This window comes from Parazoarcus sp. PS-13 R2A, from assembly GCF_057621855.1.
In genome coordinates this window covers 179,198-194,785 of the sequence record NZ_JBYEXN010000001.1, presented here as the reverse complement: position 1 = coordinate 194,785, position 15,588 = coordinate 179,198, and the positions used below count along the sequence as shown (strand labels likewise).

Below are 15,588 nucleotides of genomic sequence, written 5' to 3'. Positions count from 1 at the left end.
ACCCGCTTCGCGCTAGAGTTCGGACATGGATCAGCCCCCGCCAACCGCCCTTGCCGCACCACTGCGCTGGAAGGATTACCTTTATGCCGCGATCACGGTCGGCGCGGTTGCCGGTATCGGCGCCCCCTTGCTCGGCGCATTCGACCTGGCCAACATCGCCATGCTGTTTCCGCTGGCGGTGATGTTTTCCGCGGTTCGCTTCGGCCGCGGCCCGGCGGTACTCGCCGCCTTTCTCTCGGTGGCCTTGTTCGATTTCTTCTTCGTTCACCCGCACTTCACCCTGGCGGTGAGCGACTTGCAGTACCTGCTGACCTTCGCCGTGCTGCTGGCTGTCGCCTTGACCACCGCCGCCCTGGCCACCCGCCTCGGCCGCGAGCGCGATGATGCCGAGGCGCGGGAACGTGAATCCCGACAGCTCTACGAAATCGCCCAGGCCCTGTCCGCTGCGGTCAATGCCGAACAGATCGGCGCCCTGCGCGCGCGCAGCATGGATGCACTGGGCCCCGACACACCGGCCTCGCTGCGGGAGACCTACGCCACGCTCTTTTCCACCGCTATCGAGCGCGAGCACTACCTCGCCGAGGCCGAGCGCAACCGGATCGAGATCGAGGCCGAGCGCATGCGCAGCGCCCTGCTGGCGACGCTGTCGCACGACCTGCGTACGCCGCTGACCGCGCTGGCCGGGCTGGCCGAAGCCCTGCCGCTGGCCGGGCCGCCGCTGCCCCCGGCACAGGCCGAGCTGGCGGACGCGATCCGCGCCGAAGCGCTGCGCACGCACGCACTCGCCCGCGACCTGCTCGACCTCGCCCGGCTGCAGTCGGGTGCGGTCACCTTGCGCCGCGAGTGGCTGCCGCTGGAGGAAGTGGTCGGTGCGGCGATGCAGGCCCGCAGCAGCCTGCTGAACACGCACAGGATCGCCATCGGCCTGCCCGACACCCTGCCGCTGATCGATGTTGACCCGGTCCTGATGGAGCGGGTGCTGTGCAATCTGCTGGAGAACGCCGCCCACCACACGCCGCCGGCGGGCCGGATCGACATCGCGGCCAGCGCCGATGCCGGGATGCTGAGCCTCAGCGTAAGCGATGACGGGCCCGGACTGCCGGCGGCGGGAAGCCCGCCTTCAGGCACCGGCCTTGGCCTCGCCATCGTGCGCGCGATCGTCGGCGCCCATGGCGGCAGGGTCGAGATCGACAGCCCGCCCGGCGGTGGCGCACGCGTCACCCTGCGCCTGCCCCTTTCCACCCCACCTCAGCCCCCGGACAGCGAAGCGTGAAAGACGCCCTCACCCACCCGCCCGCCGTCGTGATCGTGGACGACGAGCCCGGCATTCGCCGCTTTGTACGCACCGCGCTGGAGTCGGCCGGCTGCGTGGTCAGCGAAGCCGGCACCGCGGCGCGTGCGCGCATCGAACTGAACTCGCGCAAACCCGATCTGCTCATCCTCGACCTCGGCCTGCCGGACGAGGACGGGCTTGCGGTGCTCGCCGCGTTGCGGGCGTGGTCGGGCATGCCGGTGCTGGTGCTGTCCGCGCGCAGCGACGAACACGACAAGGTTGCCGCACTCGACGCAGGTGCGGACGACTACCTCACCAAGCCATTCGGCATCGCCGAGCTGCTGGCCAGGGTCAGGGCCCTGCTCCGACGGTCGCTGCGCCCGTCAGAGGGCTTGTCGACCGTGAGCTTCGGCGAGATCGAGGTCGACCTCGCCCAGCGCAGCGTCACCCGCAATGGCGAGCCGGTGCGCCTGACGCCGATCGAATTCAAGCTCCTCGGCCATCTGATTGCCAACGCAGGCCGCGTCCTCACCCACCGTCAGCTGCTGGCCGCCGTATGGGGGCCGAACCATGTCGAACACAACCACTACCTGCGGGTGTACATGGGCGGATTGCGGCGCAAGCTGGAGCCGAACCCCGGCTTCCCCGCCCACATCCTGACCGAATCCGGCGTCGGTTATCGCCTGGTACTTTAGGCAGCCGGGCGTTCAGCGGCGCCAGAAGGTCGGCGTCATCACCACCAGCAGGGTGAAGATTTCCAGCCGCCCGAGGATCATGGAGAAACTCAGAATCCAGGTCTGCAGGTCGCTCAACCCCTGGTAGTTGGACGCCGGCCCCACCGCCCCCAGTCCGGGGCCTGCATTGTTGAGACAGGCGACCACGCCGGAGAACGCGGTGATTAGGTCGAGGCCGGTTGCGGCAAGCACCAGCGTGAGGCTGACGATGGTCACCATGTACATGAAGCTGAAGGCCAGCACCGCGTGGAGAACCCCTTCCGAGATCGCCTGGCGCCCGAGCCGGAGCGGCAGCACCGCGCTTGGGTGCAGCGAACGCACGATCTCTCGATAGGACTGTTTGTACAGGATGATCGCCCGCATCATCTTGATGCCGCCTCCGGTCGAGCCCGAACAGGCGGCGAAGCTACACAGAAAAAGGACGCAGATCTGCGCAAACATCGGCCACAAGGTGTAGTCATAGGTGGCCAGCCCGAGCGAAGTGGCCAGCGAAATCGCATGAAAGGCGACATAGCGCAGGGTGGTGGGCATGTCCGCATAGACATGGAACTGCATCAGATAGAGCGTCAGGGCGGCAATCATGACGACGAGCGTGCCGAAGAACCACGGCACCTCGGGGTCCTGAAGGTAGGCACCGGGACTGCGCCGCACCAGCGCAAGGTAGTGGGTGGCGAAGTTCACCCCGGACAGCAGCGCAAAGCCCATGGTGACCAGCTCGATGGGCAGGCTGTCAAAGCCCCCGAGACTGGCATCACGATCGGAGAAGCCCCCCAGGCCCATGATCGAGAACGCATGGATCACCGCCTCCCACGGCTTCATGCCGGCCCACCACAGGGATAGACCGCAGGCCAGTGTGAGCAGCGCGTAGACCGTCCACAACCCCTTTGCCGTTTCGGCAATACGCGGCGTCAGCCCCGATTCCTTCATCGGTCCCGGCGTTTCCGCCTTGAACACCTGCCGCCCGCCGATGCCCAGCAGCGGCAGCACCGCCACCATCAGGACGATCACCCCCATGCCGCCGACCCAGTGCATGAAGGTGCGCCACAGGTTGATCGAGATCGGCAGGTATTCGAGCCCGGTCAGCACGGTCGCACCGGTCGTGGTCAGGCCGGAGGCGGCCTCGAAATAGGCATCGGTGAAGGACAGCGCCGGCATGTAGAGCATCAGCGGCATGGCGCCGAACACCGGTACCACGATCCAGGTCGCCGCAACCAGCAGAAAGCCGTCATGTACCCGCAGATCGCGGCGTCGCGCGCGGGTCGTGAGCCAGGCCAGCAGACCGCAGGCGACCGTCACCAGCAAGGCTTCGTCGTACGCCGTTACCGCGCCGTCATCCAGAAAATACGAGACCGCAAGCGGAAACGCCATGACCAGCCCGAACAGCATCAGGACAAGGCCAAGCGCACCGATCACCGGAAAGTAGCTGCGCATCTGATCAGTCCGGCGCGCGCTTGCACCCGCCGGATCACCCGGGAAAGGATGCGAATGCTAGGGAGAAAGGCGTAAAGATGGTGTAAAGATTCCGCACCGCAGCACCCGCGCAGGACGCAGGGCGGGAGGGCTTCGCACCCCACCTGTATTCGGGCAAACACGGATAGCCGTGCGTACGCATTCGAGGGCACAGTGGGCCATTGATCTCGACCCGGCGCCAGAACGGGCGACTTCGATGCATCCTTTGACATACAACAATCAAGGTAGGAGACATTCGATGAGACTGATTCGCACCCTCGGCCTGGCGGCCGGCATGATGCTTGGCGCCTCTGTTGGCGCACAATCTGCGCACGCCCAGCAATTCGTCAATGTGCTGACCGGCGGCACCAGTGGCGTGTACTACCCGCTCGGCGTCGCCCTGTCCCAGCTCTACGGCAATGCCTTGCCGAATGCAAAGGTCAGCGTGCAGTCCACCAAGGCCAGCGCGGAAAACCTCAACCTGCTCCAGGCCGGGCGCGGCGAGATTGCCTTCGCCCTCGGCGACGCGGTTTCCGATGCATGGAACGGCGTCGAGGAGGCAGGCTTCAAGACCAAGCTCAGCAAGCTGCGCGGCGTGGCTGCGATCTACCCCAACTACATCCAGATCGTCGCCGCCAGCGACTCCGGCATCAAGACCCTGGCCGACCTGAAGGGCAAGCGGGTCTCGGTGGGCGCCGCACGCTCAGGCACCGAACTGAACGCACGTGCAATCTTCAAGGGCGCGGGCATGACGTACGACGACCTCGGCAAGGTGGAGTACCTGCCGTTCGGCGAATCGGTCGAGCTGATCAAGAACCGCCAGCTCGACGCCACGCTGCAATCGGCCGGTCTTGGCGTCGCCTCACTGCGCGACCTCGCCAATGCGCTGCAGATCACGGTGGTCCCGGTATCGACCGACGTTGTTGCCAAGATCGGCGATGCGGCCTATCAGGCCAGCGTCATTCCGGCCAACACTTACCAGGGACAGACCGCAGACGTACCGACCGTACGCATCCGCAACATTCTGGTCACCCATTCGGGCGTATCCGACGAAGCCGTGTATGCGATGACGAAGACCATGTTCGAAAACCTCGACCAGCTCGTCAACGCGCACGCCGCCGCCAAGGGCATCACCAAGGAAGACGCTGCCGCCGTGCCGCTGCCGCTGCACCCGGGTGCCGAGCGTTACTACCGCGAAGTCGGCCTGCTGAAGTAGTCGTCCTCGGGCTGACCCCAGCCCCACCCCTGCAGTCTGCCCGCCCCGGCGGTGCAGACTGCATCCGTCTGACCGGAGTTTCACATGTCCGAAAACAGCTCGCTCACACCCTTCGGCTGGGAGCGCGAAAAGGGCCTCCAGGCACGTGCGCTGTTCCTGATCGCAGTAGCCTTTTCGGCCTATCAGATCGTCATCGCGGCCTATCACCCACTGTCGTCCCAGGTCGTACGGGCGATACACGTCGGCTTTCTGCTGCTGATGACCTTTGCCTCGTTTCCGGTGTGGCTGCCCCGCAGGCGCAGCGTACCGTCACTGGCGTGGCTGATCGGCGCAACCGGATTCGTGCTGGCGTTCTACCACTGGATTTACGAGGGCGACCTGATCCAGCGCGCGGGAGACCCGACGCAGACCGATCTCGTGGTCGGCACCATCACCCTGATCATGGTGTTCGAAGGCGCACGGCGCATGATGGGTGCGGCACTTCCGCTCATCTGCGCGACCTTCCTCGCCTACGCCGCCTTCGGCCAGTACCTCCCCGGCGACCTCGCACACAGGGGCTATGATTTCTCACAGCTGATCGAACACCTCACCTTCGGCACCGAAGGCATCTACGGCGTCCCGACCTACGTCAGCTCGACCTACATCTTCCTGTTCATCCTGTTCGGCGCCTTTCTCGAACAGGCCGGCATGATCCAGCTCTTCACCAACTTTGCACTGGGCACCGTCGGTCACACGCGCGGCGGACCGGCCAAGGTGTCGGTGATTTCCTCCGGACTGATGGGCACGATCAACGGCTCCGGCGTGGCCAACGTCGTCACCACCGGACAATTCACCATTCCGTTGATGAAGCGCTTCGGCTACCGCCCGGAGTTTGCCGGCGGAGTGGAGGCCACCTCCAGCATGGGGGGGCAGATCATGCCGCCGGTAATGGGCGCGGTGGCCTTCATCATGGCAGAGACCATTGGCGTGGCCTATGTCGAGATCGTTACGGCCGCCATCATTCCCGCGGTGCTCTATTTCGTCACTGCCTTCTGGATGGTGCACCTGGAAGCCGGTCGCGCCGGCCTGCACGGGCTCGCGAAGAGCGAATGCCCGAACGCATGGGAGGCCATCCGGCGTGGCTGGTATCTGCTGCTGCCGCTGGGCATTCTGGTGTGGCTGCTGTTCTCCGGCTACACCCCGCTGTTCTCCGGCACCGTCGGGCTGGCGCTCACCGCCGTACTGATCTTCGGTGCCGCGATTGCGCTCCGGCTCAAAGGCAACGCCCTGCGGGTGGCATTCTGGATCGCGCTCGGCATCGCCTGCTCCGGCTTTCTGAAGTGGGGCATCGACGCCTTTTTCGTCCTGATCGCGCTGCTGGTGCTTGTCTGCGCCTTTATCCATGGCGGACGCGAGACCTTGCGACTGGCGGTGAATGCGCTGGCCGACGGCGCGCGTCATGCGCTGCCGGTGGGCGTGGCCTGCGCGCTGGTGGGCGTGATCATCGGCGTACTGACCCTGACCGGTGCCGCGACCTCGTTTGCCAACATGATCATCACCCTCGGCGAAAACAACATGCTGTTGTCGCTGGTACTGACCATGCTGGTCTGCCTGCTGCTGGGCATGGGCATCCCGACCATCCCCAACTACATCATCACCTCGTCGCTGGCCGCACCGGCCCTGCTCGAGCTCGGCGTGCCGCTGATCGTCAGCCACATGTTCGTGTTCTACTTCGGCATTCTCGCGGACCTGACGCCGCCGGTCGCACTGGCCGCGTTCGCAGCGGCGCCGATCGCGGGCGTGTCCGGCATGAAGATCGGTGTGCAGGCGGTGCGAATCGCGATGGCCGGCTTCATCATTCCCTACATGGCGGTCTACGCGCCCGAACTGATGCTGCAGGGCGACCCGACCGTGCTGGCAGTGGTGTGGATCGTCTTCAAGGCCGTGCTCGCCATCGGCCTGTGGGGCGTCGCTTCGGTGGGCTATCTGTGGCAACCGGTGAGCTGGCCGGAAAGAGTCGGTGCGCTGCTGGCTGCAATCTGTCTGGTCGCCGCGCTGCCGATCACCGACGAGATCGGCATTGGCGCTGCTGCGCTGTTGCTCGGACTGCAGATCTGGCGTCGGCGCCAGCTGGCGCACTGATGGCCGGCAGTGGATGAATGACGAAAGTCATCATCTGCAGACGAAAAAAGCGCAGCTTGCGCTGCGCTTTTCTGTTTGGCCCCCCGCCTGTGCCGTTTCCGCCGGGCATCCTGAACCTAGGGTTCAGGGAGGTCACTTTCCTTCCGCTTCAGGCTCACCCGGCAAGGGGCGTGCACACCAGCGGCATCTATGGTCAGCAACCGAGTCTCTCGACTATTGGTTCAAGGAATCTACGACTTCAACAAACACGGCAGGGGATTGATTTTGCACGCTTTTTCAAAGCTCAAAAGAGCTTGTCCTGCTGGGCCAGTACCCCGTCAAGGCGTGCTTGCATGAGTCCGATTCTACGCTTCGCGGCCGGCATGTCAAACCCGTTTCCACGTTGATGCTGAATGAACTCGTGGGCGATGTTGAGCGCGGTCATCACGGCCAGTTTTTCGCCCGATGCACTGGTCTTGCCGACCAGCTCCTTCAGCTTGCCATCGACATAGGCGACCGCTTCAACCAGACCGTCCCTGGTCTCAGCCGTACAGGCCACGCGGTATTCCTTGCCCAGCAAGGTGATGTCCAGGGATTCCATACGGTATTCCTCAGGCTTCCGGCAGCTTTGCCAGCAGGGCTTCGAGTTTCTCGGTCGCCAGCTGTACCTTTGCCGCCAATTGATGGTTCTCGGCTTCCAGCTTGCCCACACGCGTGCGCAACTCGCGGTTCTCGCCCTTGAGTCCGCTGTACTGGCTGATGAGTTGCTCGAGTTGGGTCTCGAGCCGGGTGAGTTCTGCGTCCATGGCTTGGATGGTAGCGGGGGGAGAATGACGCGGTCAATAAGCCGGGCGAACCCGGTGCGATGAGCCCCCGAAGGGGCCCGGTTCAACGATTGCTCAACGCTGTACCTGCGTCACGTCACGCACCGCGCCGGTGTCGGCCGAGGTGGTGAGCGCCGCATAGGCCTGAAGGGCCGCGGAGACGTAGCGCTCGCGGCTGACCGGCTTCCATGCCGCACTGCCCTTCGCCTCCATGGCGTCACGGCGGGCGGCGAGTTCTTCGTCGCTGATCGCCAGCCGGATGCTGCGGTTCGGGATGTCGATCTCGATCACGTCACCGTCCTCGACCAGCGCAATCGCGCCGCCGCAAGCCGCTTCGGGCGACGCGTGGCCAATCGACAGACCCGAGGTGCCGCCGGAAAAGCGACCGTCGGTGAGCAATGCACATTCCTTTCCGAGCCCGCGGCTCTTGAGGTAGGAAGTCGGATACAGCATTTCCTGCATGCCCGGACCGCCCTTGGGACCCTCGTAGCGGATGATGACCACATCGCCGGCCTGCACCACTTCGCCAAGGATGGCCTCCACCGAGGCTTCCTGGCTCTCGAACACACGGGCGCGACCGGAGAACTTCCAGATCGACTCGTCCACCCCGGCGGTCTTCACGATGCAGCCCTTCTCGGCAATGTTGCCGTAGAGCACGGCCAGTCCGCCGTCCTGGCTGAAAGCATTGGCCTTGCTGCGGATCACGCCCTTGACCCGGTCCATGTCGAGCTCGTTCCAGCGCCGGTTCTGGCTGAAGGCGACCTGGGTCGGCACACCACCGGGCGCAGCGAGGAAGAAGTCGAACACCGCCTTGTCGTGAGCCTGCATGATGTCCCAGCGCGCCAGAGCATCGCCCAGCGTCTTGCTGTGCACAGTGGGCACATCGCGATGCAGCAGGCCGGCACGATCGAGTTCACCGAGAATGCTCATGATGCCGCCAGCGCGGTGCACATCCTCAATATGCACGTCCGGCACCGCGGGAGCCACCTTGCACAGGCAGGGCACGCGGCGCGAGATGCGGTCGATGTCCTTCATGGTGAAATCGATACCGGCTTCCTTGGCCGCAGCAAGCAGGTGGAGCACGGTATTGGTCGACCCGCCCATGGAGACATCGAGGGTGATCGCGTTCTCGAACGCCTCGAAGCTGGCGATCGAGCGCGGCAGTGCGGTGACGTCGTCCTGCTCGTAGTAGCGGCGGGCCAGATCGACGATGCGATGGCCGGCATCCTTGAACAGCCGCTCGCGGTCGGCGTGGGTTGCCAGCGTGGTGCCGTTGCCCGGCAGCGACAGGCCCAGCGCCTCGGTCAGGCAGTTCATCGAGTTGGCGGTGAACATGCCGGAGCATGAACCGCAGGTCGGACATGCCGAGCGCTCGATGGCGTCGACTTCTTCGTCGGAGCAGTTCTTGTCGGCCGCCTTCACCATCGCATCGACCAGGTCGAGCGAGATGACCTTGGCTTCCCACTTCACCTTGCCGGCTTCCATCGGGCCACCGGAGACGAAGATGGTCGGGATGTTCAGGCGCAATGCGGCCATCAGCATGCCCGGGGTGATCTTGTCGCAGTTCGAGATGCACACCAGCGCGTCTGCGGTGTGGGCGTTGCACATGTACTCGACGCTGTCGGCGATCAGGTCGCGCGAAGGCAGCGAATAGAGCATGCCGCCATGCCCCATGGCGATGCCGTCATCGACCGCGATGGTATTGAATTCCTTGGCGACGCCGCCGGCCTTCTCGATCTCGCGCGCGACCAGCTGCCCCATGTCCTTCAGGTGCACATGCCCTGGCACGAACTGGGTGAAACTGTTGGCGATGGCGATGATCGGCTTTTCAAAGTCACCGTCCTTCATGCCGGTCGCGCGCCAGAGCGCGCGGGCGCCCGCCATGTTGCGGCCGGCGGTGGAGGTACGGGAACGATACTGGGGCATGACGGCGCTCCGGAAATTCTGCAGGAAAGCCGATGATTCTAACCCCGCAATGGGCACTCCGGAACATTGGGTTTGCCTGTTCGCCAGCATCCCTGCACAAACGCCCGCCGGACCGCGGCAGAAAAGCGTCATCGCACCGTAACCGCGACGTCACCGTGTCGCAACGCAGAGTTTCGAAAATGGCCACACCCCAAATCGGAAAGGGACGCACGCCATGCTCCAGACCCGCCAGCAAGTCGCAAACCGCCCCGGCCGCAATTTTCACGTCGGACTCGCCACCTGCGACACCGAGATTCTCGAAGCCCAGAAGCTTCGCTACCGCGTATTCGCCGAAGAGATGGGCGCCCGCCTTTCCACCCGCACGCCGGGTGTTGACCGCGACATCTACGACCCCTTCTGCGAACACCTCATCGTGCGCGACGAAGACGCCGGACGCATCGTCGGCACCTATCGCATCCTGTCGCCGTCTGCCGCATGCAAGGTCGGCGGCTACTATTCGGAAAACGAGTTCGACCTCACCCGCCTGCAGCACCTGCGCAACCGCATCGTCGAGATCGGCCGCTCCTGCATCGACCCCGACTATCGCAGCGGCGCCGTCATCACCCTGCTGTGGTCCGGACTCGCCCGCTACATGAAGGAAAACGGCTACGGCTACCTGATCGGCTGCGCCTCGGTCAGCATGGCCGACGGCGGCCACACTGCGGCCAGTCTGTATAATCGCCTGCGTGAAACGCATCTGGCCCCGCTCGAATACCGCGTATTCCCGCGGCTTGCCCTGCCGCTCGACATGCTGCGCGGCGACCTGCCGGCCGAGACGCCCCCGCTGATCAAGGGCTACCTGCGTGCAGGTGCCTGGGTGTGCGGTGACCCCGCATGGGATCCGGACTTCAACACGGCCGACCTGCCGCTGCTGATTCCGATGGACAAGGTGTCGGACAAATACGCCAAGCACTTCCTGGGACGCAAAGACTGAACGCCAATATCGCCAGCGCACCGCGCACCCCCCCCGGCCACGCCGCCAGCCCTGCGCTGCTGCGTGGCTGGCGGCGTTTGCGCGTGGGCCTGCACCTGGCCCGCGGCGTGCTCACGATCGCACTGGTCTATCCGCTCAGCAGCGACGCCACCCGTCTGCGCCTGCGTCAGCGCTGGTCGCGGCAGCTGCTGAACATCCTCGGCATGGCGCTTCAGCCCGGCGGCTGCGACATCGCACCGGGCAGCATGCTGGTGGCCAACCACGTGTCGTGGATCGATATCTTCGTCATCAACGCGCTTGCGCCCTCGGCCTTCATCTCCAAGCATGAAGTCCGCGCCTGGCCGGTCATCGGCTGGCTGGCAGCGAAGAGCGAAACCGTCTTCCTGCGCCGCGGCAGCCGTGGCCACGCGAAGATCGTCAACGCAGAGATTGCGTCGCTGCTTGGCGCCGGTCGCAACGTCGCGGTGTTTCCCGAGGGCACGACGACCGACGGCAGCCATGTCCTGCACTTCCACGCCGCGCTGCTGCAACCGGCCATCGAGGCCGGGCAGCCACTGCAAACGCTCGCGTTGTCCTATCACCTGGAAGACGGCAGCCCGAGCCGCGCCCCGGCCTATGACGGCGACCTCAGCCTGGGCGAATGTCTGGACAACATCCTCGCCCACCGTCGCCTGGTCGCACGTATCGCCGTCGACATGCCCCTTGCGACCACGCCGGACAGCAGCCGTCGCGAACTGGCGCATCAGACCCGGGAGATGATTGCGGCAAGAATCGGCGCAGACACGCAGCATGCGCCAGACGGGCAGAAGACAGCGATCGGCCCGGTCTCGTCGATGCGGCCGGAAACGGCCTGAGGCTTCACCTGCCGCCTGATGCGCTCAGGCGGGAACCTGAAACACCTCGTCGTCGTCGAGTCGCACTGCGGTGAGCTTGCCACCCCAGACACAGCCGGAGTCGAGCGCAAGCAGGCCTTCCGTGCGGTAGAACCCGAGCGCCGACCAGTGACCGCATACGATTGTGTGAGTGCGATTGAAGCGGTCCGGTGCAGCAAACCACGGCACGGTTCCGGCCGGTGCCTTGTGCGGAGGCCCCTTGCCACGCAGCGCCATGCGCCCGTCAGGCGTACAGAAGCGCATGCGCGTCATGGCATTCACGATCACGCGCAGGCGCGGCCATCCCTTGAGTGACTCGTCCCAGCGGTCGGGACGGTCACCCGCAAGGTGCAGCAGGAACTGGCGCGCATCGGGCCCCGTCAGCGCCGCACTCACTTCGGCTGCCAGCGCCTGCGCCCTGGAGACGGTCCATTGCGGCAGCAAGCCCGCATGCAGCATCACATGATCGCCCTCGACATGCATCAGCGGCAGGCCTGACAGCCAGTGCAGCAACTCGTCACGGTCGGGCGCCTCAAGCACCTGGTACAGCGTATCGTCCTTGTCCCGGCGCTTGTCGCCGGCACCGAGCATCAACAGGTAGAGATCATGATTGCCGAGCACGACCTTTGCCGAGTCGCCCATTTCGCGCAACGCGCGCAGCACCTGCACCGACTGCGGCCCACGATTGACCAGATCACCAACGACCCACAGGCGGTCAGCCGCGGGGTCGAACGAAATCTTCGCCAGCAAGCGCTGAAGCGCGTCGTGGCAGCCCTGAATATCGCCTATTGCGTACGTTGCCATCGCCCCGAGGGAGTGGGAAAAAGAGATTGGCCGAAGAGTCTACCCGACTAATGTGAAAAAACTGAACTCGGCACACCGATTTTGCCTCCGCCGAAGGTCAGTTCGCCCCGGTCAGGTCTGCATAGAGCGCGCGATACTGGTCGATAACCGCCGCCTCCGAGAAATCCTTCTGCACCCGCACAAGCCCTGCCTGCACCAGGCGCTGTCGCAGCCCCGCGTCACGCAGCAACTGTTCGATGCCGACCGCCAGAGCCGCACTGTCGTCGCAAGGCACGACCCAGGCATCCTCACCGTGGCGCGCAATCTCGCGCGCGCCCCTGAATGCCGTCGTGAGCAGGGGTTTGCCGTGACCCCAGGCCTCGAGAATGACATTCCCGAGCGTCTCTTCGTCGCGCGACGGAAAGACCACCAGATCGGCGGCCTGATACCAGGGCGCGGGGTCGTGCTGCCATCCGGCCCAGTGAATCCGCCCGGCCACCCCGGCCTCGGCCGCCTGCTGCTGCAAGGGGAGCAGACGTTCGCCGTCCCCCAGGATCACGAGGCGCACGCGCCGCCCCGCAACTTCCGCCGGCGCCCGCCGGAGCGCATCGATCAGGAAGCGGTGGCCCTTGACCTCGACCAGGCGTCCTGCGGTCACCATCATGCAGTCGCTATCGCTCAGGCCGATCTGCTCACGCAGCGCGATCCGCTCGGCTGCGCCCGACGCCTTCACCGGCTCGGCAAAGTTGGTGATGTGGAACACGCGGTTCGCCGGCAGCCCGCCTTTGACCATCCAGTCGCACAGCCCCCGGGTATTGCCGATCCAGGCATGCGCATGGCGAAACGGATCGAGCCGGTAGTAACCGCCGAGCCGCGCCACGTGCACCCTGCCCCTGCCCGGACGGATATGCGTCAGCCGGGTTGCCCTGCCCATGTAGGTCTGCACGATACGCGCGTCGCTGCCCGCAATAAGACGCGAGACTTCGACCCGGGACAAGGGGTCCCACACCGTGCGCAAGGGCAGTTCGTAGAACGGGACCCCGGTCAGATGGCGCCGGGCCAGCGCCGAGCCAGTGCGCACCACCGCCTCCACCTTCTCCTGGCGCCGCGTCATCGCACCGAGAAAACGTGCAAACCAGCGCTCCGCGCCGCCCATCTCGGCACTGCCGATGAGATGCAGCGTCTTCATCAGGCCGCCAAGCCTGCAGGGCGCAGCACCTGCTGCGAGGTCAGCACCTTGTGATAGACCGCCAGATTGCCTTCGCACATCGCATCGACCGAAAACTCGCGCAGCATCAGCGCACGGCCGGCCGCTCCCATGTGCTCGCGCAGCACCGCATCGCCGAGCAGGCTGTTGATTGCTGCAGCCAGGCCCGCAACATCGCCGGGCGCTGTCAGCAGCCCGTTAAGGCCGTGGCGCACCGCCTCGGGTATGCCGCCGGCACGGCACGCAACGATCGGCACCGCAGCCGCCGCAGCCTGAAGCAGCGACACCCCCAGCCCCTCGAGATCGGCCGGATGCACCAGCAGGTCGAAACAGCCGATGACCGCAGGCAGATTATTGACGAAGCCCATCAGGCGGACATTGCCCTGCAGCCCGCGCTCGGCGATCACCTCGCGCAATTCAGCCTCAAGCGGTCCGCGCCCGTAGATCAGCACCTGCGCGCCGGGATGACGCGCGAGCACTGCGTCAAGCGCCTGCAACAGGTGGCGGTGGCCCTTGCGCCGGATCAGTTGCGCGACCATGCCGATGATCAGCGTGTCCGCCGGGAGCCCGAGACCCGCGCGAAACACCGCCTTGTCGTAATCGCCCAGGTAGGGACGAGGATCGACCGCGCTGCGCACGCAACTCACCTTGCCTTCGCTCAGGCCTTCATCGAGCAGGACCTTGCGAATACCGTCCGAAATCGCAATCACGTGCTCGTACATCGCATACTTGGGGCGGACGAGCCACTGCGGCTCGGGGTTGTCCACCCTGCGCGACAGCACCACCGGCACCCGTCCGAGCATGGCGGCGACACCGCCCCACAGGTCGGCTCCGCGCCGGCTGTGAATATGGACGATGTCGGGCGCCTGGGCTGCAATCAGGCGCCGCAGTCGCAGCGCCATGCCGACATCGGCATCGCCCTTCATCCTCATCTCGAACACCTCCGCGTGCGGACGTGCCAGCGTTGCGATGTGCGCGCCTGTGGGACAGGCCAGCAGGTTCTCCACCCCGTGACGCTTGAGGCCCTCCATGATGTGCAGCACCTGTTTCGCACCGCCATAGAGGTGACGACCGGATTCGACGTGCAGGACTTTCATGATGGAATCTCCACCTTCAGGACGTTGCGCGCCTCGTCGAGAACGCGCGCGGGCTCGATGTCCCGCATACAGGGAAAGGCGCCGTCGCAGCCCGGGCTGCGGCGACATGGGGAGCACGCGAGGCCAAGCCAGATCACGCGCGCATTGGGCCGACCGGCATCGAGGTAAGGTCGGGTGGAACCGAACAGGGTGACAAGAGGCCGCTTGAATGCCACCGCCATGTGTGTCAGACCGGTATCGACGCCAATCACCAGCGCCGCCTGCTCGACGATGGCTGCGGCTTCCGGCAGCGCGGTATCGCCTGCGAGCGCAACCGAGCCGGGCGCGGCCTGCGCAATCCGCCGCGCCGCGTCACGATCAGCGGGGCCACCCAGCACCACCGCCGGCATGCCAAGTTCCTGCTGCACACCAGACGCGAGCGCACGCCAGGCGTCTTCGGTCCAGTGCTTCTGCGGTCGGGTGGTGAAGGGCGCAAAGACGACATATCGCCCGGGCTCGATGCCGTGCTGCCGGAGCATGTCGAGCGCCTTGCGCTGCGCCGTCGGCGCCAAGCGCAGGCGGGGGTGAAAATGCTCCGTATCGAGCCCGAGCGCCTGCGCCAGATGCCGGTACTCTGAGCTGATCTGCCCCGGCGTACCCCCGGCCGGCACCACCCGCGTCATCAACAGCTGACTGCCTTCGCGCGAGCCCAGCCCGATGCGCTGGTCCGCGCCCGAAAGCCAGGTCAGCCAGCCACTCTTGAGCAGACTCTGCAGATCGATCGCGGTGTCGAAGCGACGTGCCTTCAGCGCCCGCGAAAATTCGCGGATGCATGCGGCCAGTTCGCGGTACTGCCCGGACTGCCACAGCTGCCTCCATGCGGCCTTGGGCCACAGGATGATCTCGTCGATACAGGGGTCGGCTTCAAGCAGGCCATCGATACCCGGCTCAACCAGCCACGCGATATGCGCTTCCGGGTAGCGCTGGCGCAAGGCGGCCACGAAGGGCGAGGCAAAGACGATGTCGCCGATCGCCGAGGTACGCACCAGCAGGATGCGGGACATGCCGCGGCTGACCACGCTTTCCGGCAGGGCCTCGGGTGCGCTCATGGGCAGGGACGACAATCGCAGGCGGTGTACATTCCGGCGATGCTGA

At 65.5% G+C, this 15,588-nt stretch carries 14 protein-coding genes and 1 other RNA gene; 6 read left to right on the top strand and 9 right to left on the bottom strand.

Going from position 1 to position 15,588, the window contains the following annotated elements:
* Positions 1-25: 25 nt before the first annotated feature.
* On the top strand, positions 26-1,273 hold the full coding sequence (locus AC22G6_RS00920; protein ID WP_487365221.1) for a DUF4118 domain-containing protein: 1,248 nt from the start codon (positions 26-28) through the stop codon (positions 1,271-1,273).
* Positions 1,270-1,968: a response regulator gene (locus tag AC22G6_RS00915; protein WP_108950522.1), complete on the top strand. Its 699-nt coding sequence runs from the start codon at positions 1,270-1,272 to the stop codon at positions 1,966-1,968. The genes AC22G6_RS00920 and AC22G6_RS00915 overlap by 4 nt, the downstream gene beginning before the upstream one ends.
* A 12-nt stretch (positions 1,969-1,980) precedes the next feature.
* Here AC22G6_RS00915 and AC22G6_RS00910 read toward each other — a convergent pair whose 3' ends face one another.
* Positions 1,981-3,438, bottom strand: a complete 1,458-nt coding sequence (locus AC22G6_RS00910; RefSeq protein WP_487365220.1) for a TrkH family potassium uptake protein — start codon at positions 3,436-3,438, stop codon at positions 1,981-1,983.
* A gap of 277 nt (positions 3,439-3,715) precedes the next feature.
* Between AC22G6_RS00910 and AC22G6_RS00905 the strand changes: the two genes are divergently transcribed.
* Positions 3,716-4,672: a TAXI family TRAP transporter solute-binding subunit gene (locus AC22G6_RS00905; protein WP_487365219.1), complete on the top strand. Its 957-nt coding sequence runs from the start codon at positions 3,716-3,718 to the stop codon at positions 4,670-4,672.
* 84 nt (positions 4,673-4,756) lie between these two features.
* On the top strand, positions 4,757-6,793 hold the full coding sequence (locus AC22G6_RS00900; protein WP_108950519.1) for a TRAP transporter permease: 2,037 nt from the start codon (positions 4,757-4,759) through the stop codon (positions 6,791-6,793).
* Between the two features lie 76 nt (positions 6,794-6,869).
* On the opposite strand, the gene ssrS is transcribed toward AC22G6_RS00900, so the two are convergent.
* The 4 genes from ssrS to ilvD all read right to left on the bottom strand — a co-directional run bounded on the left by ssrS (position 6,870) and on the right by ilvD (position 9,522).
* Positions 6,870-7,053, bottom strand: a non-coding RNA gene (gene ssrS / locus AC22G6_RS00895) — 6S RNA.
* A gap of 23 nt (positions 7,054-7,076) precedes the next feature.
* The gene (locus AC22G6_RS00890) at positions 7,077-7,373 is read right to left on the bottom strand and encodes a cell division protein ZapA (protein ID WP_108950518.1); all 297 of its coding nucleotides are present in this window, start codon (positions 7,371-7,373) and stop codon (positions 7,077-7,079) included.
* 10 nt (positions 7,374-7,383) lie between these two features.
* Entirely contained in the window at positions 7,384-7,578 is a 195-nt protein-coding gene (locus AC22G6_RS00885; RefSeq protein ID WP_108950517.1) for a cell division protein ZapB, read from the bottom strand.
* Between the two features lie 93 nt (positions 7,579-7,671).
* Positions 7,672-9,522, bottom strand: a complete 1,851-nt coding sequence (gene ilvD / locus AC22G6_RS00880) for a dihydroxy-acid dehydratase (protein WP_487365218.1) — start codon at positions 9,520-9,522, stop codon at positions 7,672-7,674.
* A 214-nt stretch (positions 9,523-9,736) separates the two neighbouring features.
* Here ilvD and AC22G6_RS00875 point away from each other — a divergent pair, with 214 nt between their 5' ends.
* The gene (locus tag AC22G6_RS00875) at positions 9,737-10,495 is read left to right on the top strand and encodes a GNAT family N-acetyltransferase (RefSeq protein ID WP_108950515.1); all 759 of its coding nucleotides are present in this window, start codon (positions 9,737-9,739) and stop codon (positions 10,493-10,495) included.
* Positions 10,496-10,584: 89 nt separating this feature from the next.
* Complete coding sequence (locus tag AC22G6_RS00870) at positions 10,585-11,349, top strand: lysophospholipid acyltransferase family protein (protein WP_487365390.1); 765 nt, start codon at positions 10,585-10,587, stop codon at positions 11,347-11,349.
* Between the two features lie 24 nt (positions 11,350-11,373).
* On the opposite strand, the gene AC22G6_RS00865 is transcribed toward AC22G6_RS00870, so the two are convergent.
* From AC22G6_RS00865 to AC22G6_RS00850, 4 genes are all read right to left on the bottom strand, one after another.
* Positions 11,374-12,171, bottom strand: coding sequence for a symmetrical bis(5'-nucleosyl)-tetraphosphatase (locus AC22G6_RS00865; protein ID WP_487365217.1), 798 nt, complete (start codon positions 12,169-12,171; stop codon positions 11,374-11,376).
* A 97-nt stretch (positions 12,172-12,268) separates the two neighbouring features.
* A complete protein-coding gene (locus tag AC22G6_RS00860; RefSeq protein ID WP_487365216.1) occupies positions 12,269-13,339 on the bottom strand; it encodes a glycosyltransferase in 1,071 nt (356 codons plus the stop codon).
* The gene (locus AC22G6_RS00855) at positions 13,339-14,454 is read right to left on the bottom strand and encodes a glycosyltransferase family 4 protein (RefSeq protein ID WP_487365215.1); all 1,116 of its coding nucleotides are present in this window, start codon (positions 14,452-14,454) and stop codon (positions 13,339-13,341) included. Before AC22G6_RS00855 ends, AC22G6_RS00860 begins: the two co-directional genes overlap by 1 nt.
* Positions 14,451-15,542 (bottom strand): glycosyltransferase family 9 protein, encoded by a 1,092-nt coding sequence (locus tag AC22G6_RS00850; RefSeq protein ID WP_487365214.1) that lies wholly within the window; start codon positions 15,540-15,542, stop codon positions 14,451-14,453. The genes AC22G6_RS00855 and AC22G6_RS00850 overlap by 4 nt, the downstream gene beginning before the upstream one ends.
* Positions 15,543-15,588 lie beyond the last annotated feature (46 nt).